General features: G+C 74.0%; 18 protein-coding genes and 1 pseudogene. 9 read left to right on the forward strand and 10 right to left on the reverse strand.

Features of this window, described 5'->3' with window-relative positions; genetic code table 11:
• Positions 1 to 303, reverse strand: a pseudogene (locus AB6N24_RS18730) (hypothetical protein); the annotation flags it as partial.
• A gap of 244 nt (positions 304 to 547) precedes the next feature.
• Between AB6N24_RS18730 and AB6N24_RS18735 the strand changes: the two are divergent.
• Positions 548 to 808 (forward strand): hypothetical protein, encoded by a 261-nt coding sequence (locus tag AB6N24_RS18735; protein ID WP_412870895.1) that lies wholly within the window; start codon positions 548 to 550, stop codon positions 806 to 808.
• Between the two features lie 133 nt (positions 809 to 941).
• Here AB6N24_RS18735 and AB6N24_RS18740 read toward each other — a convergent pair whose 3' ends face one another.
• From AB6N24_RS18740 to AB6N24_RS18750, 3 genes are all read right to left on the reverse strand, one after another.
• Entirely contained in the window at positions 942 to 2,054 is a 1,113-nt protein-coding gene (locus tag AB6N24_RS18740; protein ID WP_412870896.1) for an arabinan endo-1,5-alpha-L-arabinosidase, read from the reverse strand.
• On the reverse strand, positions 2,054 to 3,565 hold the full coding sequence (gene arfA, locus AB6N24_RS18745) for an arabinosylfuranosidase ArfA (RefSeq protein WP_412870897.1): 1,512 nt from the start codon (positions 3,563 to 3,565) through the stop codon (positions 2,054 to 2,056). Before arfA ends, AB6N24_RS18740 begins: the two co-directional genes overlap by 1 nt.
• Positions 3,566 to 3,715: 150 nt before the next feature.
• Complete coding sequence (locus AB6N24_RS18750; protein ID WP_412870898.1) at positions 3,716 to 5,026, reverse strand: glycoside hydrolase family 27 protein; 1,311 nt, start codon at positions 5,024 to 5,026, stop codon at positions 3,716 to 3,718.
• Positions 5,027 to 5,316: 290 nt separating this feature from the next.
• On the opposite strand from AB6N24_RS18750, the gene AB6N24_RS18755 reads away from it, so the two are divergent.
• The 6 genes from AB6N24_RS18755 (at position 5,317) to lgt (ending at position 11,699) form a co-directional block, all read left to right on the forward strand.
• Positions 5,317 to 6,669, forward strand: a complete 1,353-nt coding sequence (locus AB6N24_RS18755) for an ABC transporter substrate-binding protein (RefSeq protein WP_412870899.1) — start codon at positions 5,317 to 5,319, stop codon at positions 6,667 to 6,669.
• Between the two features lie 75 nt (positions 6,670 to 6,744).
• On the forward strand, positions 6,745 to 7,722 hold the full coding sequence (locus tag AB6N24_RS18760; RefSeq protein ID WP_412870900.1) for a carbohydrate ABC transporter permease: 978 nt from the start codon (positions 6,745 to 6,747) through the stop codon (positions 7,720 to 7,722).
• Between the two features lie 9 nt (positions 7,723 to 7,731).
• A complete protein-coding gene (locus tag AB6N24_RS18765) occupies positions 7,732 to 8,592 on the forward strand; it encodes a carbohydrate ABC transporter permease (protein WP_412870901.1) in 861 nt (286 codons plus the stop codon).
• Between the two features lie 2 nt (positions 8,593 to 8,594).
• Positions 8,595 to 9,941 (forward strand): arabinan endo-1,5-alpha-L-arabinosidase, encoded by a 1,347-nt coding sequence (locus tag AB6N24_RS18770; RefSeq protein WP_412870902.1) that lies wholly within the window; start codon positions 8,595 to 8,597, stop codon positions 9,939 to 9,941.
• Positions 9,942 to 9,955: 14 nt separating this feature from the next.
• Entirely contained in the window at positions 9,956 to 10,612 is a 657-nt protein-coding gene (locus AB6N24_RS18775; RefSeq protein WP_412870903.1) for a YesL family protein, read from the forward strand.
• A gap of 73 nt (positions 10,613 to 10,685) precedes the next feature.
• Positions 10,686 to 11,699, forward strand: a complete 1,014-nt coding sequence (gene lgt / locus AB6N24_RS18780; RefSeq protein ID WP_412870904.1) for a prolipoprotein diacylglyceryl transferase — start codon at positions 10,686 to 10,688, stop codon at positions 11,697 to 11,699.
• Positions 11,700 to 11,784: 85 nt separating this feature from the next.
• Here lgt and AB6N24_RS18785 read toward each other — a convergent pair whose 3' ends face one another.
• From AB6N24_RS18785 to AB6N24_RS18805, 5 genes are all read right to left on the reverse strand, one after another.
• Positions 11,785 to 12,834: a LacI family DNA-binding transcriptional regulator gene (locus AB6N24_RS18785; protein ID WP_412870911.1), complete on the reverse strand. Its 1,050-nt coding sequence runs from the start codon at positions 12,832 to 12,834 to the stop codon at positions 11,785 to 11,787.
• A 41-nt stretch (positions 12,835 to 12,875) separates the two neighbouring features.
• Positions 12,876 to 15,077 carry a glycoside hydrolase family 127 protein gene (locus tag AB6N24_RS18790; protein WP_412870905.1) on the reverse strand — a complete coding sequence of 734 codons (2,202 nt, stop codon included), beginning with the start codon at positions 15,075 to 15,077 and terminating at the stop codon, positions 12,876 to 12,878.
• A gap of 105 nt (positions 15,078 to 15,182) precedes the next feature.
• A complete protein-coding gene (locus tag AB6N24_RS18795) occupies positions 15,183 to 15,281 on the reverse strand; it encodes a 30S ribosomal protein bS22 (RefSeq protein ID WP_003792170.1) in 99 nt (32 codons plus the stop codon).
• A gap of 198 nt (positions 15,282 to 15,479) precedes the next feature.
• Positions 15,480 to 15,689 (reverse strand): helix-turn-helix domain-containing protein, encoded by a 210-nt coding sequence (locus AB6N24_RS18800; RefSeq protein WP_412870906.1) that lies wholly within the window; start codon positions 15,687 to 15,689, stop codon positions 15,480 to 15,482.
• Positions 15,690 to 15,839: 150 nt separating this feature from the next.
• Positions 15,840 to 17,021 carry an acetoin utilization protein AcuC gene (locus AB6N24_RS18805; protein ID WP_412870907.1) on the reverse strand — a complete coding sequence of 394 codons (1,182 nt, stop codon included), beginning with the start codon at positions 17,019 to 17,021 and terminating at the stop codon, positions 15,840 to 15,842.
• A gap of 81 nt (positions 17,022 to 17,102) precedes the next feature.
• Here AB6N24_RS18805 and AB6N24_RS18810 point away from each other — a divergent pair, with 81 nt between their 5' ends.
• Together AB6N24_RS18810 and AB6N24_RS18815 are read left to right on the forward strand one after the other, a co-directional pair.
• Positions 17,103 to 18,437: an APC family permease gene (locus tag AB6N24_RS18810; protein ID WP_412870908.1), complete on the forward strand. Its 1,335-nt coding sequence runs from the start codon at positions 17,103 to 17,105 to the stop codon at positions 18,435 to 18,437.
• 138 nt (positions 18,438 to 18,575) lie between these two features.
• Positions 18,576 to 18,806, forward strand: a complete 231-nt coding sequence (locus tag AB6N24_RS18815; RefSeq protein ID WP_412870909.1) for a helix-turn-helix domain-containing protein — start codon at positions 18,576 to 18,578, stop codon at positions 18,804 to 18,806.
• A gap of 27 nt (positions 18,807 to 18,833) precedes the next feature.
• Here AB6N24_RS18815 and AB6N24_RS18820 read toward each other — a convergent pair.
• The coding region (locus tag AB6N24_RS18820; protein WP_412870910.1) for a hypothetical protein at positions 18,834 to 19,166 on the reverse strand (333 nt) is incomplete at its 5' end.

The following is a 19,166-nucleotide window of genomic DNA, read 5'->3' on the forward strand; positions in this document are numbered from 1 at the left end:
CCCGGGGGGTCCGCCGGCGGGACCCTCGGTGCCGGCGGGCGCGGGCCGCTCGGGCCGCCCGGCTCCACCGGCCGGCTCCGCACGGCCGGTGGCCTCCCCGTGACCGACGCCGCCGTCCGCACCACCGGGCTGCCCCGGGCGGGCGCCCGCGGCCCCGCTGCCGACGACCGCGTCGCCGGGCGCAGACCCACGAGCCGCGCGCGCCGCCCTGCTCTCGCGCCACTGCGCGACCGCGACCCACGCGCTCACCGCGGCGGCGGCGGCGCTGACCACGGCGGTGAGCAGCGTGATGACCTCGACCATGCCGTCAGTATGGTCGCCGGCCCCGACGCCCGCCGCCGCGCCCGGTCGCGCACGGTGCCGCCGGCGGGCTCCGCGCCGTCGGGGGTGGAACCGGCCGCCGCGGCAGGCGCCCGCACCCTCGACGCGGTCCCGTCGGCGGCCCTAGCCTTCAGACACACCGGGGACGCGCTCCCCGGGCGGCGACGGCGCCGCGGTCGCGCCGGTCCTCCGGGCCGGACGTCCTGCCGGGACGGAGGGAACGGTCATGGGGATCACGCTGTTTCTCGTGTTCGTCGGTGCGGTCGTGCTGGTGTCCGTCCTCGGGGCCGTGGCCTCGCGCGGGAGCGGCGCCGGGAGCGGCCGCCGGCGCACCGGCTCGGGCTCGGCACGGCGCGACGCGGCGTGGGTCGGCACCGCGAACGCGGGCGCCTGGTACGGGACGTCGGGCGACTCCGTCTCGGGCTGGGGCGGCGGCGACTTCGGCGGTGGCATGGGTGGCGGCGACGGCGGTGGCGGCGGCTGCTGAGCCACCGCGCACCCGGACCTGACGGCGGCCCGAGCCGCGCCCGAGGGGGCCGACCGCGGGACGTCGTCGACGGCGGCGGCCGGCGGGTCCCCGGGTCAGCGGTCGGCCGGCGACCGGTCGACCGCGGCCGCCCTCACCCCGCGTCGGCGCCCGCCGCGTCCGTCGCCTGCTCCTCGGCGGTCGTCGCGACGGGCCAGCCGTCGTCGTCCCACGCGAGCTCGCGGATCGCGAGCCGGAAGTCCCCGCCGAGGGCCGCGTCGTAGTAGTGGAACGCGAGGTGCCCGGCCGAGACGGACTGGCCGCCGGGGCCGACCCGGTCCCCGCGCGTCGCGAGCAGCGGGGTCCCGCCGTCCTCGAGCAGGGGGACGCCCTCACGGTCGACGTAGGGCCCGGTGACCTCGCGGGACCGGCCGACCGCCATGTTGTACGTCGAGTCGGTGCCCTGGCAGCACGCGTCGCGGGACACGAAGAGGTAGAACCACCCGTCGCGCGCCACAAGGTACGGCGCCTCGATCGCGTTGGGCTGCCCCCGGCGCGACGCGATCGGCACGGCCTCCGCAGCGGGGTCGGCGGGCTTGCCGCTCGGCCAGGACAGCTCGACGAGCTGGATGCCGCCCCAGAACGAGCCGAACGCCATCCACGGCGTGCCGTCCGCGTCCTCGACGATCCCCGCGTCGATCGCGTTGTAGTCGGTCTCGCCCGGGGTCGAGCGCCAGACCTCGCCCTGGTCCACCCAGGCGTAGGCCGGGTCGGACGGGTCGAGCGTGGTGTTCGTGTACAGCCCGATGAGCGAGCGGTTCGAGCCGAACGTCGACGCCGAGTAGTACAGGTACCAGGTGCCGTCGTTCTCGACGAGCTCGGGCGCCCAGAAGTTGCTGACGCCAGGCACCTGCTCGTAGACCCACTCGGGCCGGGTCGACGCCTTCCACACCGTGCCCGCCTCGGTCCACTCCCGGCCGTCGGGCGACGTGCGGATCTGGATCGAGCCGAGCCCGACGCGCTGGTCGCCGGTCGAGAAGACGTACCAGGGCTCGCCGTCCTCGCCGACGACGAGCGCCGGGTCGTGCGCGCGCAGGTCCCCCGAGAGCTCGACCTCGGTGGCTACCGGCCCGGTCGGGGTCGGCACGGGCGCGGCCTCGCCGCCCGCGGTGCACGCGGCCAGGCCGGCCGCGAGCGCGCACGCCACCGCGGCGGCACCGGCACCGCGGAGCGCGCTCCGGGCGGGGGCGCGCCCGTGCCGCGCCATCAGACGCCCAGCCGGACGGTGTTCCACGACACCGGCGGGACCTCGACGGTCAGCGTGCCGGAGTCGAGCTTGACGCTCGGGTTCGTGCGCGGGAGCACGCTCGTCGCGTCGTCCGCGGTGGCCTGCCACGTGTGGTCGGGGTTCGACAGCGACGTCGCGTCGACGACCCGGCTCAGCCCGGGCAGCGAGCGCACGTCGACGGTGAGCTCGACGGTGTCGGTGGTCGACCGGTTGACCGCGAACAGCGCGAGCGCGCCGGTCTCGGCGTCCCACGTCGCCACCGCGTCGGCCACGGGCACGTCGCCGAACTTGGCGGTCTCGTACGTCGGCGCCTCGATCGCGACCCGGAGCACCTCCCCCGACGCGAACGCCGACGCCTGGGCGAACGGGTGGAAGATCGTCTGGCGCCAGGACCGCCCGCCGGGCTCGGTCATGATCGGCGCGATCGCGTTGACGAGCTGCGCGAGGCTCGCGGCGTGCACGCGGTCGGTGTGCCGCAGCAGCGAGATGAGCAGGTTGCCCACCACGACGGCGTCGGCGACGTTGTACCGGTCCTCGAGGAGCACGGGGGCGACGGGCCAGTCGTCGCCCGTCGGCGGGCGGGACTCCGCGCGGTCCTGGTACCAGACGTTCCACTCGTCGAACGAGATGTGCACGCGCTTGGCGACCTTCTTGTGGGCGCGCACCGAGTCGGCGGTCGCGGTCACGGACTCCACGAAGTGGTCCATGTCGACCGCGCTCGCGAGGAACGACCCGAGGTCGCCGTCCTCCTCCCAGTAGTACGCGTGGGCCGAGATGTAGTCGACCTGCTCGTACGCCTCCTGCAGGACGATGCGCTCCCACTCGCCGAACGTCGGCATGACGACGCCGGACGACCCGCACGCCACGAGCTCGATGCCGGGGTCGATCATCCGCATGCCCGCCGCGGTGCGCGCCGCGAGCCGGCCGTACTCATACGCGGACATCTGCCCGAGCTGCCAGGGACCGTCCATCTCGTTGCCGAGGCACCACATCTTCACGCGGTACGGGTCGGGTGCGCCGTTGGCCCGGCGCAGGTCCGACAGGCGCGTGCCGCCGGGGACGTTGCAGTACTCGAGCAGGTCCATGGCCTCCTGGATCCCGCGGGTGCCGAGGTTGACGGCCATCATGGCCTCGGTGCCGGACTTCCGGGTCCAGCGCATGAACTCGTCGACGCCCACCAGGTTGGGGTCCGAGGAGTGCCAGGCCACGTCGAGCCGCGTCGGGCGCTGGTCGCGCGGGCCGATGCCGTCCTCCCAGCGGTACCCGGACACGAAGTTGCCGCCGGGGTAGCGCACGGTCGAGATGCCGAGCTCGCGCGTGAGCTCGATGACGTCGCCGCGGAACCCGTCCTCGTCGGCGGTCGGGTGCTCGGGGTCGTGGATGCCGGTGTACACGCACCGGCCCAGGTGCTCGACGAAGGACCCGAAGGTCCGGCGCCGGACGGGGCCGACCCGGAAGGCCGGGTCGACGGTCAGTGAGACGGGCAGCATGCGTGCTCCTTGTCGGGTCGTGCGTGCGGGGCGGGGTCGTGCGTGCGGTGCGGGGTCGGGCGGGCCGTGCGCGGTCGGGCGAGCCGTGCGCGGTCGGGCGAGCCGTGCGCGGTCGGGCGGGCCGTGCTCGGTCGGGCGGTGCGCCGGGCGTCAGCCCGCGTCGAGCGCGAGCCACCGCACGCCGTGCGGGGGCAGGTCGAGGTCGAGGTCGTCACCGGCGGCGCACGCGGGGTGCGGCGCCGCTCGGCCACCGAGGTCCCACAGGTCGCGCACGGTCCACGTCGTGGTGGCCGGCCGGTGCCCGACGACCGAGGTCTGCGGCAGGCGGTGCCGCCGCGGCGCGCTCCCGGTCCAGAACACCGCGACGTAGCGCGTGCGGGTCGTCGGGGCGTGCGAGGACCACACGACGAGCTCGCCGTCGCCGAGGTCCTCGCGCAGCAGCTCGCGGCCGTCCTGCCCGGTGCGCAGCACGTGCCCGACGGCGGGGTTGGCGAGCAGGGCGACGGTCGCGGGGTCGCTCGTCGGCAGGTCGCCGCCCATCATGAGCGGCGAGCGGGCCATGACCCAGAGCGTCAGGAGCGTGCGCTGCTCGTCGAGGGTCAGCCGGCTCTGGCGGTCCTCGCCCCGCTCGGCGCGGATTCCGATGCGCCCGAGCGGGAGCATGTCGGCGTCGGCCCACGCCCCGGGTCGCTGGTGCGGTGCCCACCGGGCCAGGCGCGTGAGCTGGGCGTGCACGTCCTCCCAGCGGTCCCAGAGGTCGTCGGAGATCCGCCACATCTGCGCGCGGCCACGCAGGTGGTCGAGGTGCGCGGTCGACAGGTGCGTGCCGGGCGAGAGCGACAGGACGATGTCGCGGCCGCTGCGCTCGATCGCCGTGGCCCACGCCTCGATGGCCCGGGAGTGGTACGGCGCGAGCATGTCGTCGACCTTGACGAGGTCGACCCCCCAGTCGGCGAGCTGCGCGACCTGCCCGTCGAGGTAGGCCTGCGCCGCCGGGTGGTCGTGGTCGAGCCCGTAGTTGTCGGGGTTCCACGCGCAGGTGGACGTCGTGTCGGCGGCGTCGCGCGCGGTCCACGTGGTGCCGTGCACGGGCAGGTCGCGCTCGACGGCGAGGCGCGGGATGCCGCGCATGACGTGCACGCCGAAGCGCAGGTCGAGCGCGTGCACGGCGTCCGCGAGCGGCCGGAACCCCTGCCCGCCGGCTGCGGACGGGAAGCGGTTCTCGGCGGGGAGCTGGCGGCCGTGCGCGTCGAGCGCGAGCGGGGCGTCGGCGTTGTACCCGTGCGAGCGCGCGGTCGGGTCGTACCAGGCGATGTCGACGACGACGGTGTCCCAGCCGGTCGGCAGCAGGTGCTCGGCGAGGAAGCGCGCGTTGGCGAGCACCTCCGCCTCGGTGACCGTGGTCCCGTAGCAGTCCCAGCTGTTCCAGCCCATGGGCGGGGTGGGCGCCAGCAGCGCCATGACGACCAGCTCCTTCGCGGGTTCGTTTTCTACATCGTTGTAGGCGCATCATGCTCACCAGGCCCGCCCCGGTCAAGCGGGCTCCGCGCGGCCCGGCGGGAACCCGGACGTACCGTTACCCGATCGTGGCTTGACCGCCCGGTCGGGAACGTGCCATGTTGTGCAACGTTGTAGAACGACGTTGTACACAACGTCGACGAGCAGTGAGGTCAACGACGACCCTGACCGGCCCCGCGCCGGTCGCGAAGTGGTGACCTCGCAGATCCTTGGGATATGGGAGGCAGGCACAGATGAAGAAGACGAGGCTCCTGTCCTTGTCCGTGTGCGCGGCTCTGGCCGGCACGCTCGCCCTCACCGCGTGCAGCAGCGGCGGCGGCGGCGCGGACGACGGCGAGAAGAAGCTCACGTTCATGTTCCGCGGGGGCCCCGACGAGAAGACGGCCTACGAGACGGCCATCAAGAAGTTCACGGCGGACACCGGCGTCAAGGTCGAGATGATCGTGACCGACGCGGACCAGTACGCCACGAAGCTCCAGGCCGCGGTCGCCGGCAACAAGGTGCCCGACGTCTTCTACATCGAGCAGGCCAACCTGCAGTCCTACGTCTCCTCCGGCGTCCTCATGGACATCACCGACGAGGTCGAGGCCAGCGGCGTCGACCTCGACAACATGTGGGAGTACGGCGTGGACTCCTACCGCTTCGACGGCGAGCTCCAGGGCACGCCCGACGGCGCGCTCTACGGCCTGCCCAAGGACGTCGGCCCGTTCGCGTTCGGCTACAACAAGACGATGCTCGAGGCCGCGGGCATCCCGCTGCCCGACCCCGACGTGCCCTACACGCTCGACCAGTTCGTCGACGTCACCAAGCAGCTGACCACCGACACCGACGGCGACGGCGCCGTCGACCAGTGGGGCACCGGCCTCAACGTCCAGTGGAACCTGCAGTCGCTCGTGTGGAGCAACGGCGGGGACTGGACCAACGAGGACCGCACCGAGGTCACCGTCGACACCCCCGAGTTCGCCGAGGCGCTCCAGTGGTTCGCCGACCTGACCAACGTGCACGGCGTCACCCCGTCGGCCTCCGAGGCAGCGACGCTCGACACGTACCAGCGGTGGATGGCCGGCGAGATCGGCTTCTTCCCCGTCGGCCCGTGGGACGTCAGCGTCTACAACGAGCTCGACTTCGACTACGACCTCATCCCCTGGCCCGCGGGCGAGACCGGTGAGTCCGCGACGTGGATCGGCTCGCTCGGCATCGGCGTGTCCAACACGACGAAGCTGCCCGAGGACGCCGTCAAGCTCGTGACCTACCTCTCGGCGGACGCCGCGGCGCAGCAGACGCTCGTGGACGCCGGGATCCAGGTCCCGAACCTGATCGACATGGCCGAGGAGTGGGCCGCCGCACCGGACGCGGAGCCCGCCAACCGCAAGGAGTTCCTGGACATCGTGCAGGACTACGGGCGTGCGATGCCCGCGGCCTACACGTACGGCGCCCAGTGGTACGACGAGCTGTGGACCAACATCCAGCCCGTGATCGACGGCCAGCAGACCGCCGCCGACTACCTCGCCGAGACGCAGCCGAAGATGCAGTCGCTGCTCGACGAGTCGAACACGACGGCCGAGCAGGCCGCCGCCGGCCGCTGACGTCCCAGCACCCACGTCCCCGCCGCCCGCCTACCCGTTGACGCGGGCGGCGGGGACCCTGGAAAGGACCCACGGATGACGCAGACCGCGAGCATCTCCGCCCCGGCCGAGGGGACCCGCCCCGCGGGCCCCGGCCGTGAGCCGACGCCCGAGCAGCGGGCCAAGCAGGCCAACCGGCGCCTGCACAGGAGCGAGCACCGCTGGGCGCTGGCGTTCGTCGCCGCACCCGTCCTGGGGTTCCTGCTCTTCACCGTCTACCCGGTCGTGTTCGCCGCCTACGCGTCGCTCACGAGCTGGAACGGCCTCGGCCCGATGACCTTCGTCGGCCTCGACAACTACACGCGGCTGCTCGGCGACGAGTACTTCCGCACCTCGCTGTGGAACACGTTGTTCTACATGATCGGGATCCCGATCGGGCTCGTGCTCGCGATGCTGCTCGCGCTGGCCCTCAACCGGAAGATCCCCGGGCGCACCGCGCTGCGCACGATCTACTACGTCCCCGTGATCTCCTCGCTGGCCGCGATCGCGATCGTGTGGCAGTTCGCCTACAACGGCGACTTCGGCCTCGTGAACCAGGTCCTCGCGTTCTTCGGGATCCAGGGCCCGGACTGGCTCGCGAACACCGCGACCGTCAAGCCCGCGCTCATCATCATGGCCATCTGGAAGGGCCTGGGGTACTCGATGCTGCTGTACCTGGCGGCCATCCAGTCGGTCCCCTCGTCGCTGCTCGAGGCCGCGGCGCTCGACGGCGCGAACGCGTTCCAGCGGTTCCGCTCGATCACGCTCCCGATGGTCCGGCCCGTGACGTTCTTCCTCATCGTCACGAACGTCATCGCCGGGTCGCAGATCTTCACCGAGATCAACATCATGACGCCGACCGGCGGGCCCGAGTTCAGCTCCGCGTCGATCGTCTACTACATCGTCCGGCAGGCGTTCCGGTACCAGCAGATGGGCTACGCCACGGCGATGTCGATCGTGCTGGGGATCCTCGTCTTCGTCGTCACCGTCGTCCAGTTCCGCCTGAACCGGCGCAACAGCTTCAGCATCGAGTGAGGGCCTGACATGAGCCGCAGAAACTCCATGGGCGTCGCCGCCCAGAACCGCCTCGTCAACGGGCTGGTCCTCGCCGTCCTGGTCGTCGGCGCCGTCGCGATGATCGCGCCCCTGCTGTGGATGTTCACGACCGCGATCAAGACCAAGGTCGAGGTCTTCGCCCTGCCGCCCGTGCTGTGGCCGGACGTGCCGCAGTGGGACACGTTCACGCGCATGTGGTCCGAGGCCCCGATCCTCTCGGGGTTCCGCAACAGCATCATCGTGGCCGGCACCGTCACGGTCGTCGGGTCGATCACGTCCTCGCTCGCGGCGTTCGCGCTCGCGAAGCTGCGGCTGCCGTTCAAGAACGCGATCTTCCTCGGCCTGCTCTCGGGCCTGATGATCCCGTTCCCGACGATCATGATCCCGCAGTTCGTGATGTTCGCGAAGATCGGCTGGGTCGACACCCTGCTGCCGCTGATCGTCCCGCTGCTGTTCGGGAACATCATCATGATCTTCTTCCTGCGGCAGTACCTGGAGTCCGTCCCGGACTCCATCGTCGAGGCCGCGAAGATCGACGGCGCGAGCTACCTGCAGATCTTCCGGGTGATGATCCTGCCGATGATCCGGCCCGCGATCGCCGCGCAGTTCATCCTCTGGTTCATGGCGATCTGGAACGACTACCTCGCGCCGATCCTCTACCTGAACACCGAGTCGCGGCAGACCCTGCAGGTCGTCATCGCCAACCTCAACGTCGAGTTCGCGACGCAGCGTGACTACCCGCTCATCATGGGCGCGTCGTTCGTGGCGCTGCTGCCGATCCTCGTCGTGTTCCTGGTCTTCCAGCGGCAGATCATCGAGTCCGTCGCACTCACCGGCACGAAGGGCTGAGCATGACGACCCTCGACCCGGCCGACCCGAGCGGCTGGGGCCCCCGGCACGCCCACGACCCGACCGCGGTGCGCGACGACGACGGCGTGTACTACCTGTTCTCGACCGACGCGTTCTCCGGCGGCCCGCCCCGGGCCGGGGTCCAGGTGCGCCGCTCGACCGACCTCGCGACGTGGGAGTTCGCCGGGTACGCGCTCGAGGGCGTGCCGGCGGACGGCGCGGCGTGGTCCGGCGCGAGCGGGCTGTGGGCGCCCGACGTCGTGCGGGTGCCGGTCGCGGCGGACGACGGCTCCGGCGACGACGACGACGGCGTGCGGGGCACGACGGCGACCGAGTGGCGCATGTACTGGTCGGCGTCGACGTTCGGCTCGCGGACCTCTGCGATCGGGCTCGCCGTCGCGTCGCACCCGCTCGGGCCGTGGGAGGACCGCGGGCTCGTCGTGACGAGCCGGCACGAGACTCCCGGACCCAATGCGATCGACGCGAACGCGGTGGTCGACGCCGACGGCCGGCACTGGCTCGTCTACGGGTCGTTCTTCGGCGGCATCCACGTCCTCGCGCTCGACGCCCGGACCGGCCTGGCCGCGCACCCCGGCGACGTGGGCACGTGCGTCTCGCGCCGGCCCACGAGCGTCGAGGGGGCCGTCGAGGGCGCGTTCGTCGTCCCGCGGCCCGGTGGCGGCTACGCGCTGCTCGTGTCGTACGACTCGCTGTTCTCGACCTACCACGTGCGCGCGGCGGTGGGGGAGCACGTCACGGGCCCGTTCCACGACGTCGCCGGCCACGAGCTGACCGACACCGCGACCGACCCGGCGCTCGTCGGCACCACGGTCCTCGCGAGCCACCGGTTCGGCGGCGGTCGCACGTGGCTCGCCCCCGGGCACGGCGCGGTGCTGACGGACGGCCCGGACCAGCTCTACGTGCACCACGTCCGCGACGGCGACGACCCGACGCAGCACGAGGTGCAGGTGCGCCGGCTCGTCTGGACGCACGGGCGCTGGCCGGTCGTCTCGCCGCAGCCGTGGGCCGGCGTCCGCGAGGAGCGGGCACCCGGCGGCGGCCCCGTGGCGCCCTCTGGGCTCGACGCGCTCGTCGGCCGCTGGGACGTCGTCACCTTCGACGGCGCGACGACCGGGGTGACCGCGTCGCGCGAGCTCACGGTGACGGCCGCCGACCTCGAGCACGTGCGCGACCACGGCGAGGGGCGGTTCACGTGGCGGCGCGGCGCGGAGTCGTTCGACGGGGTCGTGTTCGCGTCGTGGGACGCTGTGCGGGAGCGGACCGCGTGGTCGGTCACGGGGCTCGACGGCCACGGCACGGCGAGCTTCGGCACGCGGCTGCCGGGCTGACGGGGGGACGGACGATGACGGAGGCAGCCGGCTGGGCCGGGCGCGTCATGGTGTTCCTGCGCGTCGCCGCGCACGTCGTGGCCGTGAACCTGCTGGTCGTGGCGGGCGCGCTGGCCGGGCTCGTCCTCGCCGGGCTGTTCCCCGCGCTGGCGTCGGGCGGACGGCTGCTGGCCCGGGCCGTCGCGGGCGACCCCGCCGAGCACCTCTGGCGCGACTTCTGGTCCGCGTACCGCTCGGGCTTCCGCCGCCACGCGCTGCTCGGCGTCCCGTTCTGGGTCGTGGGAGCGCTGCTGGCCGTCGACCTCGCCGTGGTCCGGACGGCCGACGGCCCGGTCGCGGGCGCGATGCTCGCGGGCCTGACGCTCGTCGGCGCGTGGTCGACGGTCGCGCTCGCCCACCTGTTCCCGGTCACCCGCCGGTCCGCCGACGGGCTGCTCGCGACCTGGCGGTACGTCGCCCTCTCGCCCCTGCTCTCGCCGCTGACGGGCCTCGCGGTCCTCGTGACGCTCGCGGCGCTCGCCGTCGTCGCGACGCAGCTCACGGTGCTCGTGCCGCTCGCCGGGCTCAGCCTGCCGCTCCTGCTCTCCGGCTGGCTCGTCGACCACCGGCTCGACGCGCTCGACGCCGCGGACGCCGACCCGGCCGAGCCCCGGACGCGCTCGCTCGGCTGAGCCCGCCCGGTCCACGGAGCCCCACGGGGCACAGGCGGACGGTAGGGTCGCGGTCGGTCGACAGGAGGACCCCATGCGCGCCGGCATCCCCAGCCCCGATCTGACCTGGTCGTCGTTCGCGGTCGGACCGCTCACGATCCACACCTACGCGCTGTGCCTCCTCGCAGGCATCGCCGCCGCGGCGTGGCTCACGTCGCGCCGGCTCACCGCGCGCGGCGGCCACCCGGACGCGGTGCTCGACATCGTCATCTGGGCCGTCCCGTTCGGCATCCTCGGCGCCCGGATCTACCACGTGCTCACGCACTGGGGCGACTACTTCGGTGCCGGTCAGGACCCCGTGCGCGTGCTCTTCGTGTGGGAGGGCGGCATCGCGATCCTCGGGTCCCTCATCGGCGGGGCCGTCGGGGCGTGGATCGGCTGCCGCCGGACCGGCATCCGGTTCTGGTCGTTCGCCGACGCCCTCGCCCCGGCGATGCTGCTCGCGCAGGCGATCGGGCGTCTCGGCAACTGGTTCAACCACGAGCTCTTCGGGCGTCCGACGACGTTACCGTGGGGCCTGCAGATCCCGGCGACCAACGGCGCGTTCCCCGCCGGCCTGCCGGACGGCACGCTGTTCCACCCCCTGTTCCTCTACGAGCTCCTGTGGAACCTGCTCGGCATCGCCGTCGTGCTCGTGCTCGAGAAGCGTTTCCGGCTGCGCTGGGGCCGGGCGTTCGGCCTGTACCTCGTCTGGTACGGGGCGGCGCGGGTCTGGCTCGAGCTGCTCCGGATCGACCCGACGAGCGTCACGCCGCTCGGCCTGCCCGCCAACGTCTGGGGCGCGCTCGTCGCCGTCGCGCTGGGCGTGGCGATCATCGTCGTGCAGGGCCGCCGCCACCCCGAGCCGGAGACGTCGGTGCACGTCCCGGGCCGGGAGCCCGCGCCGCTGGACGCGGACGACGACGCGCGAGCGACGGCCGCGGGCACGACGCACGGTGCGCAGCCGACGGGCGACGCGCGAAGCCCCGCGGACGACGCGCGCGCCGGTGCCGGTGACGCGCCGGCGCAGGCCGGCGACGCCCGGACCCCGGCCGACGAGGCTCGCTGACCGCACGGGCGGACGCCGACCCTCCCCTGGCGTCCCGCGAGGGGCGGCGCGCACCGCGCGAGCCGGCCGGGCAGCGGACGGCCCGTCAGGCGACGACCGACCGCCCGAGCACGGGGGTCACCGGCGCGGAGCCCGCGACCCCGAGCGTCGACTCGCGCGCGACGATCTCGTAGTCGGCGACGACCTGCTCGAACGGGCGCGAGCGCGAGGTGTCCGCGATCCGCGCGATGAGCAGGTCGACCGACGTCCGGGCGATCTGCTCGCGTCCGGGAGCGACGGTCGACAGGGTCGGCGACGAGTACGCCGCGTCGTCGATGTCGTCGAAACCGATCACCGCGATCTGCTCGGGCACCGCGACGCGCCGCGCGTGCAGCGCGTGCAGGGCGCCGAGCGCGAGCGCGTCGTTGAGCGCGAAGACCGCGTCGATCTCGACCCCCGAGTCGAGCAGGCGCTGCATGGCCTCGGCGCCCGTCGCGCGGTGCCAGAGGCCGGCCTCGCCCACGAGCGCCGGGTCGAGCGGGACGCCCGCGTCGGTCAGCGCCTGCTGGTACCCCTGGACGCGCAGCGCCGCGGAGCCGATCGACTCCCCCTCGTGCGCGCCGATCACGGCGATCCGGCGGCGCCCGAGGTCGAGCAGGTGCTGCGTCGCGGCGCGCGCCGCCTCGACGTTGTTCATCGTCACGTGGTCCGCGGGCCCGCCGAAGATGCGCTCGCCCAGGAGCACCATCGGGAAGTCGACCTCGAAGGACGCGCGGTCCTCCGGGCCGAGGCTCAGCGGCGAGAAGATGAGCCCGTCGGTCAGGTGGCGGCGCTGGCCCGAGAGCACCTCGAGCTCACGCTCGCGCACCGAGTTGGTCTGCTCGATGAGCACCGTGAGCCCGCGAGCGTCGGCGGCCTGGATCACCGAGTCGGCGAGCTCCGCGAAGTACGGCAGGCTCAGCTCGGGGACCGCGAGCCCGATCATCCCGGTGCGGCCCTGGCGCAGGTTCCGGGCCGAGATGTTGACCTGGTAGCCGAGCTCCTCGATCGCCTGCTCGACGCGCGCACGCGTCGCCGGGCGGATGTACTGGTACCCGTTGACGACGTTGGACACCGTCTTGATGGACACGCCCGCCCGCTCGGCGACGTCGTGCATCGTCGCGGTGCCGTTCCGCGTGCCACCTCGCTTCGACCCGTTCACGGCGCCCATCCTTGCACCGGTACCCACACCCGCATGGCGCCCTCGTCCCGGTTGGCCCAGCGTGCGTACGGGACCGCCCGCAGCCGCAGCGGCGCGAGCGGCGCGTCGGGGTCGCGCAGGTCGGCCACGAGGACGCCACCGGCCCCGGCCGGGACCTCCCCCGCGCCCACCACGGCGAGCATCCCCGCGGCCGCCGGCACGTGCACGCCGTCGGCCTCGATCGTGACCGGGGCCCCGATCGCCGGGTCGGGCGGCCCGACGTCGAGGCGCGTACCGGGCGCGAGCCGCACGTCCTCGAGCACGACGCCGGCGGGGAGGTCGGCCTGCTCGAGGCAGAACACGACGGGCCCGCGGCGCAGCGCCACGCAGCCGCGCACGGCGTCGACCCGGGGGTGCGCCCGCACCGCCACGGGCGGCAGCGCGAGGTCGAGCTCGACGCGGCGGGCACCGGGAGCCACCCGCACGTAGCCCCCGGAGGCGTGCACCGCCGCGACGTCGACCGCGCGCTCGACGCCGTCGACCCGCAGCGCCGCACCACCCGGCAGCACCCAGCCCGGGACGCGCAGCGCGAGCTCCCCGGGGAGCCCGGCCCCGCCCTCGCGGGGCAGGTCGTCGTCGCCCGCTGCCGACCCCACGAGGTCCGCACCGCTCGCGGCGCCCGGGTCGCCGCCGTCGAGCACGTCGACCGTCACCCGCCCGTCCCACGGGTAGGCGGTCGTGACCTGCAGGCGGACGCCGCCGTCGCCGTCGCCGTCGCCGTCGCCGGGCAGCGTGACCGTGCCGTCCGCGTAGAGGTGCAGCTGGACGCCGCGCTCGTCCCGCGTCGCGACGTACGCGTGCAGCGACGCGACGAGCCGCGCGAGGTTCGGCGGGCAGCACGCGCACGCGAACCACGGCAGCCGGGTCGACGCCGAGTACTCGCTCGACCCGTCGTGGCCCGTGCGGACCTGCAGCGGGTTGGAGTAGAAGAAGTGCCGGCCGTCGACGGAGGTCGACGCCGCGACCGCGTTGTGCAGCGCGCGCTCCATCTCGTCGGCGTACCGGCCCTCGCCCGTGAGCAGCAGCATGCGCCACGCCCACTGCACGCTCGCGATCGCGGCGCACGTCTCGGCGTACGCGCGGTCGGGCGGCAGCTCGTACGCGTCCCCGAACGACTCGTCCTTGTGCCGGGCGCCGAGCCCGCCGGTGACGTACGCCTTGGTGCCCTGCGCGCTGTCCCAGAGCCGCACGAGCGCGTCGAGGAGGTCCTGGTCGCCGGTCTCCGCGACGAGGTCCGCGACCCCCGCCGCGAGGTACAGCTGGCGGACGGCGTGCCCGGTGGCCTCGGTGACGGCGCGCACCGGCGCGTGGTCCTGGTGGTACGCGGGCTCGAACGGTCCCGAGCCGAGCAGCCCGCTCCCCCGGGCGTCGACCATGCGCTGCGCCAGGTCGAGGTACGCGCGCTCGCCGGTGAGCCGGTAGAGCTCGACGAGCGCGGTCTCGACCTCGGGGTGCCCGCAGTATCCGTCGACGCCCCCCGGCCCGAACCGGCGCACGGCGTGGTCGGCGAAGCGGCGGGCGACGTCGAGCAGGTCGGTCCGTCCGGTCGTCCGCGTGCGGGCCACCGCCGCCTGGACGAGGTGCCCGAGCACGTAGAGCTCGTGGCCCCAGCGCAGGTCGGTCCAGCGCCGGTCCGCGGCCGCCGGGGCCACGGGGAGCCGGTCGCCGTCCGCGCGGGGGTCTTGGAGGTGCGAGTCGAGGTAGCCGTCGTCGTCCTGCGCGGCGGCGAGCAGCTCCACGACCTCGCGCGTGAACCCCTCCCACTCCTGCGCGCCCGGCCGGCGCCCGGCCTCCCACGCGATCGCCTCGAGGGACTTGTGCACGTCGGAGTCGGCGAAGTTGAAGCCCCGGAACGGGCCGTCGTGGCGCCCCACCACGCGGCGGAGGTTGTCGAGCGCCCCGGACGACTCGAGGTTCTCCACGAGGTGCGGGAGGGTCGCCGTGCGGTTGAGCGCCTGCCACCGGCCGAGCTCGCCGTCCTCCGACAGCCGGGTCGCGGCGAACGGCAGCGGCTGCAGCCGCACGTGGGGTGACGCGGCGGTCGCCGTGGGCCCGTCGCCCGGGGTCGGCTCGGCCGGGACCGCTCCGGTCCGCTCGGCCCAGGGCGCCGCTGCGGACGTCGCGTGGCCCGGTGGGGCGGACGGCTGCGTCGCTGTCATGTGCGCCATGCTACATCGATGTAGAGCGCCGTTGAAGTGCAGGAACACGTCAGGCCCGGCGCGATGCCGGGCCTGACGGGGACTACAGCCGCCGCAGCGGCGACGTCACTTCTTGTTGCGGCGCTGGTGGCGCGTCTTGCGCAGCAGCTTGCGGTGCTTCTTCTTGGCCATCCGCTTGCGGCGCTTCTTGATGACGGAGCCCATGGGTCCTCACTTGCTTCCGGTGGGAGCGCATGCGCGTCCCAGGTGGTCGTCCGATCGACGCGCGGCACGGTCGATGCTCATGAAGCCGAAACGCCCACGCACGGGAAAGTCCTCGCCTACCTTACGCGATCCGCAGGGCACGCGGCGACGAGCACGCATCCGGTCCCAGGCGTGGGGCGGCCCGCAGACGCCGGCCGGTCAGGACGTGAGGCGGTCCTGGTCGAGCGCCGCCGTGCGCAGGTAGTGGTCGAGCGCGTCCTGCGGGACCCGGAACGAGCGCCCGACGCGGACCGCCGGCATCTCGCCCGAGTGCAGCAGCCGGTACACGGTCATCTTCGACACGCGCATCACGTCGGCGACCTCCGCGACGGTCAGGAACCGCACGCGTGCTGGCTGGTCGCTCGACATCGCTCTTCTCGCTGTTCTCGTCGACGACGCGGGGGCGTCGCCAGCACCGGCAGGGGGACCGCCGACGGCCCGTGCGGGTCGCTGGCTCACCCTAGGCCGTCGTGAGGCCCCTGTGAAAGGGGAGGCGGGAGTGAAAAACGGCGCCGGGGCTCAGTCGTGGTCGGGGTCGAGCCCGAGCAGCGGGAACACGGCCGTTCGGGTCGCCCGCACCGCCCGGTCGACGTCGTCGGACGGGTCGTAGCCCGCCGCCCAGGGCCGGAACCGAGCGTCCTGGCCGTCCGTCATGCTGCCCGGGCCGCGCCGCCCGTAGCGCGCCTCGACCTCGACCTGCCACTGCTCCGGGATGCGCGTGGTCGCCGGCACGGGGTGGTGCGACGCGATGCCGATGACGTTCGCCCACGCGCGCGGGACCACGTCGACGACCGCGTACCCGCCGCCGCCGAGCGCGATCCACCGCCCGCCCGTGAGCTCGTGCGCGAGCTCGTGCAGCCGCTCGGCCGCGGCCCGCTCCGCGTCGATGCTGACGTCGAGGTTCGTGATCGGGTCCTCGACGTGCGCGTCGCACCCGTGCTGGGTCACGAGGATCTCGGGCGCGAACGCCCGCACGACCGCGGGGACCACGGCGTCGATGGCCCGCAGCCACCCGGCGTCGCTCGTGCGCGCGGGGAGCGCGACGTTGACGACGCTGCCCTGCGCGCCCGGCCCGCCGACCTCGCGCGCGTGGCCCGTGCCCGGGAACAGGGTGAAGCCACTCTCGTGGACCGAGACGGTGAGCACCCGGGGGTCGTCCCAGAACACCTTCTGGACGCCGTCGCCGTGGTGGGCGTCGATGTCCACGTACGCGACCCGCTGCGCACCCGCGGCGAGCAGCTGCCGGATCGCGACCGCGGCGTCGTTGTAGATGCAGAAGCCCGACGCCGCACCCGGCATCGCGTGGTGCATCCCCCCGGTCAGGTTCACCGCGTGCAGCGCACGGCCCTCCCAGACCGCGAGCACCGCGTCGACGCTGCCCCCGACGATCCGCGCCGCGGCGTCGTGCATGCCCCGGAAGACCGGGTCGTCGGTCGTGCCGAGGCCGCGCAGCGGGTCGCCCCGGCCGCCGTCCGACGCCGCGCGGACGGCGGTCACGTAGTCGGGCTCGTGGACGGTCTCCAGGACGTCGTCGCCCACGGGCTCCGCCCCCACGACGCAGACGCCGGCGCCGTCCCCGAGCAGCCCGAGCGCGTCCGCGAGCCGCATCGTGAGGTCCAGGCGCAACGGGTTCATCGGGTGCCCGTCGCCGAAGTCGTACGCCAGCAGCTCGGGGGACCACACGACCCGCACGTCCGCCATGCCCCCACGCTAGCCGTCCCCGCGCCGACGGTCTCCCGGGCTCGACGCGCGCAGGCGGACGACTGTCCGGATACTCGCAGCATGACGACGACCGAGACCGCCTCCCCCGGCCTGCGCCGGGCCGTGACGGGGCCGCTCCTGTTCCTCTTCATCCTGGGCGACGTGCTCGGCGCCGGGATCTACGCGCTCGTCGGCGAGATGGCCGGCACCGCGGGGGGCTTCGTGTGGCTCGCCTTCGCGGTCGCGCTGGCCATGGCGCTGCTCACCGCGTTCTCCTACGCCGAGCTCGTGACCAAGTACCCGCGGGCGGGCGGCTCGGCGGTGTTCGCGGAGCGCGCGTACGGGCGGCCGTGGCTGTCGTTCCTCGTCGGGTTCGCGATGCTCGCGGCCGGCGTGGTCAGCGCCGCGGGGCTGTCGCTCGCGTTCGCCGGCGACTACCTCGCGGAGTTCCTCGACGTCCCGGCGGTGCCGGCCGCGATCGTGTTCCTGCTGCTCGTGGCCGCGCTCAACGCCCGCGGGATCAAGGAGTCGCTCGGGGCGAACGTCGTCATGACGGCGATCGAGCTCACCGGGCTGCTGCTCGTGATCGTGCTCGGGGCGGTGCTGCTCGGCCGCGGCGACGCGGACCTGAGCCGGATCACCGAGGCACCCGAGGGCACGGGTGCCGCCGCCGCCGTGCTGGGCAGCGCGCTCATCGCCTTCTACTCGTTCGTCGGCTTCGAGACCTCGGCGAACCTCGCCGAGGAGGTCCGCGACGTCTCGCGGGTGTACCCCCGTGCGCTGTTCGGCGCGCTGGCCACCGCGGGTGTCGTCTACGTGCTCGTCGGGCTGGTCGCTCCCGCGGTCGTCGCACCCGCCGAGCTCGCGGAGTCGAGCGGGCCGCTGCTCGAGGTCGTGCGCGCCGCCGGCGGCGTCCCGCCGACGCTGTTCGCCGTGATCGCGCTGGTCGCGGTCGCCAACGGTGCGCTGCTCACGATGATCATGGCGAGCCGCCTCGCGTTCGGGATGGCCGAGCAGGGACTGCTGCCCTCGCCCCTCGCCCGGCTGCTGCCCGGGCGCCGGACGCCCGGCGTCGCGATCGTCGTGACGACCGCGGTCGCGATCCTGCTCGCGGTGACCGGTGAGCTCGTCGACCTCGCCTCGACCGTCGTGCTGCTCCTGCTCTTCGTGTTCCTCTCGACGAACGTCGCGGTCCTCGTGCTGCGCCGCGACAGGGTCGACCACGAGCACTTCCGCACGCCCGTCGTCATCCCCGTGCTGGCGATCGTCTCGTGCCTCGTGCTGCTGACCCAGCAGGAGCTGCGGCACTGGCTCCTCGCGCTCGGGCTGCTCGCGGTCGGGCTCGTCCTGCACCTCCTGACCCGGGGGTCGTCGCACCGGTCCCCCTCCGCCGTGGAGCCGGCTGCGCGCCCCTGACGACCGCGCCACCCCGACTCCGGCGTGCCCCATCGGGCACGCCGGAGTCGCGTCATGACGGCCCGGGACACCTCTCTCCTCTGCTGAGGGCACACGGACGCAACGCCGCGTCCGGACCCGCCGTCACCGGGGGACGCCATGAACAGGCAGGGAACAGGACCGACGACCCGGACCGGGCTCGCGCTGACACCGCGGGAGCAGGCCGTGCTCGCCGAGCTGAGCGACGACGTGACCGTCGAGGAGATCGCCGCGCGCCTGTGGGTGTCGCGCAACACCGTGAAGTCGCAGCTGCGCAGCGTCTACCGCAAGCTCGGTGTCTCGACGCGCGCGGAGGCGGTCGCCCGGGCGCGGGAGGCGGGCCTGCTCTGACGAGCGCCGGCACGCCGGCCCCCGGCGTCAGCGCTCGCCGTCCCAGCCCTCGGGGTAGATGCTGCGGTCCTCCGCGCGGCGGTTGCGGCTCGGGAACCACCCGGCCGGGTACAGCTTGGGCAGGATCTTCGCGAGCGCGAGCGCGCTGTACATGACGGTGTTGATGGTGACGAACGCCGCGAGGACGCGCAGCGGCCCCGACTGCAGCACCGACCCCCCGACGAGCCCCTGGGCGGCGACGACCGCCGACGCGTGCGCGAGCACGGTCAGGCCACCGTCACGTTCAGGGACGCGGACGCGGACGCGGGCGAGGGCGCGGGCGCGGGCGCGGGCGCGGGCGCCGAGGGCCCGACCGACGCG

Origin of the sequence: Cellulomonas jepli (assembly GCF_047229345.1) — a bacterium.
Taxonomy (GTDB): Bacteria; Actinomycetota; Actinomycetes; order Actinomycetales; family Cellulomonadaceae; genus Cellulomonas_A.

Bases quoted from the DNA above. Each gene is read 5' to 3' on its own strand.
- AB6N24_RS18815 (WP_412870909.1), top strand. From the start codon at position 18,576: ATGAACAGGCAGGGAACAGGACCGACGACCCGGACCGGGCTCGCGCTG.
- AB6N24_RS18795 (WP_003792170.1), bottom strand. From the start codon at position 15,281: ATGGGCTCCGTCATCAAGAAGCGCCGCAAGCGGATGGCCAAGAAGAAG.
- AB6N24_RS18765 (WP_412870901.1), top strand. From the start codon at position 7,732: ATGAGCCGCAGAAACTCCATGGGCGTCGCCGCCCAGAACCGCCTCGTC.
- AB6N24_RS18800 (WP_412870906.1), bottom strand. From the start codon at position 15,689: ATGTCGAGCGACCAGCCAGCACGCGTGCGGTTCCTGACCGTCGCGGAG.
- AB6N24_RS18760 (WP_412870900.1), top strand. From the start codon at position 6,745: ATGACGCAGACCGCGAGCATCTCCGCCCCGGCCGAGGGGACCCGCCCC.
- lgt (WP_412870904.1), top strand. From the start codon at position 10,686: ATGCGCGCCGGCATCCCCAGCCCCGATCTGACCTGGTCGTCGTTCGCG.
- AB6N24_RS18750 (WP_412870898.1), bottom strand. From the start codon at position 5,026: ATGGCGCTGCTGGCGCCCACCCCGCCCATGGGCTGGAACAGCTGGGAC.
- arfA (WP_412870897.1), bottom strand. From the start codon at position 3,565: ATGCTGCCCGTCTCACTGACCGTCGACCCGGCCTTCCGGGTCGGCCCC.
- AB6N24_RS18740 (WP_412870896.1), bottom strand. From the start codon at position 2,054: ATGGCGCGGCACGGGCGCGCCCCCGCCCGGAGCGCGCTCCGCGGTGCC.
- AB6N24_RS18810 (WP_412870908.1), top strand. From the start codon at position 17,103: ATGACGACGACCGAGACCGCCTCCCCCGGCCTGCGCCGGGCCGTGACG.
- AB6N24_RS18785 (WP_412870911.1), bottom strand. From the start codon at position 12,834: ATGCACGACGTCGCCGAGCGGGCGGGCGTGTCCATCAAGACGGTGTCC.
- AB6N24_RS18775 (WP_412870903.1), top strand. From the start codon at position 9,956: ATGACGGAGGCAGCCGGCTGGGCCGGGCGCGTCATGGTGTTCCTGCGC.
- AB6N24_RS18805 (WP_412870907.1), bottom strand. From the start codon at position 17,021: ATGGCGGACGTGCGGGTCGTGTGGTCCCCCGAGCTGCTGGCGTACGAC.
- AB6N24_RS18755 (WP_412870899.1), top strand. From the start codon at position 5,317: ATGAAGAAGACGAGGCTCCTGTCCTTGTCCGTGTGCGCGGCTCTGGCC.
- AB6N24_RS18770 (WP_412870902.1), top strand. From the start codon at position 8,595: ATGACGACCCTCGACCCGGCCGACCCGAGCGGCTGGGGCCCCCGGCAC.
- AB6N24_RS18735 (WP_412870895.1), top strand. From the start codon at position 548: ATGGGGATCACGCTGTTTCTCGTGTTCGTCGGTGCGGTCGTGCTGGTG.
- AB6N24_RS18790 (WP_412870905.1), bottom strand. From the start codon at position 15,077: ATGACAGCGACGCAGCCGTCCGCCCCACCGGGCCACGCGACGTCCGCA.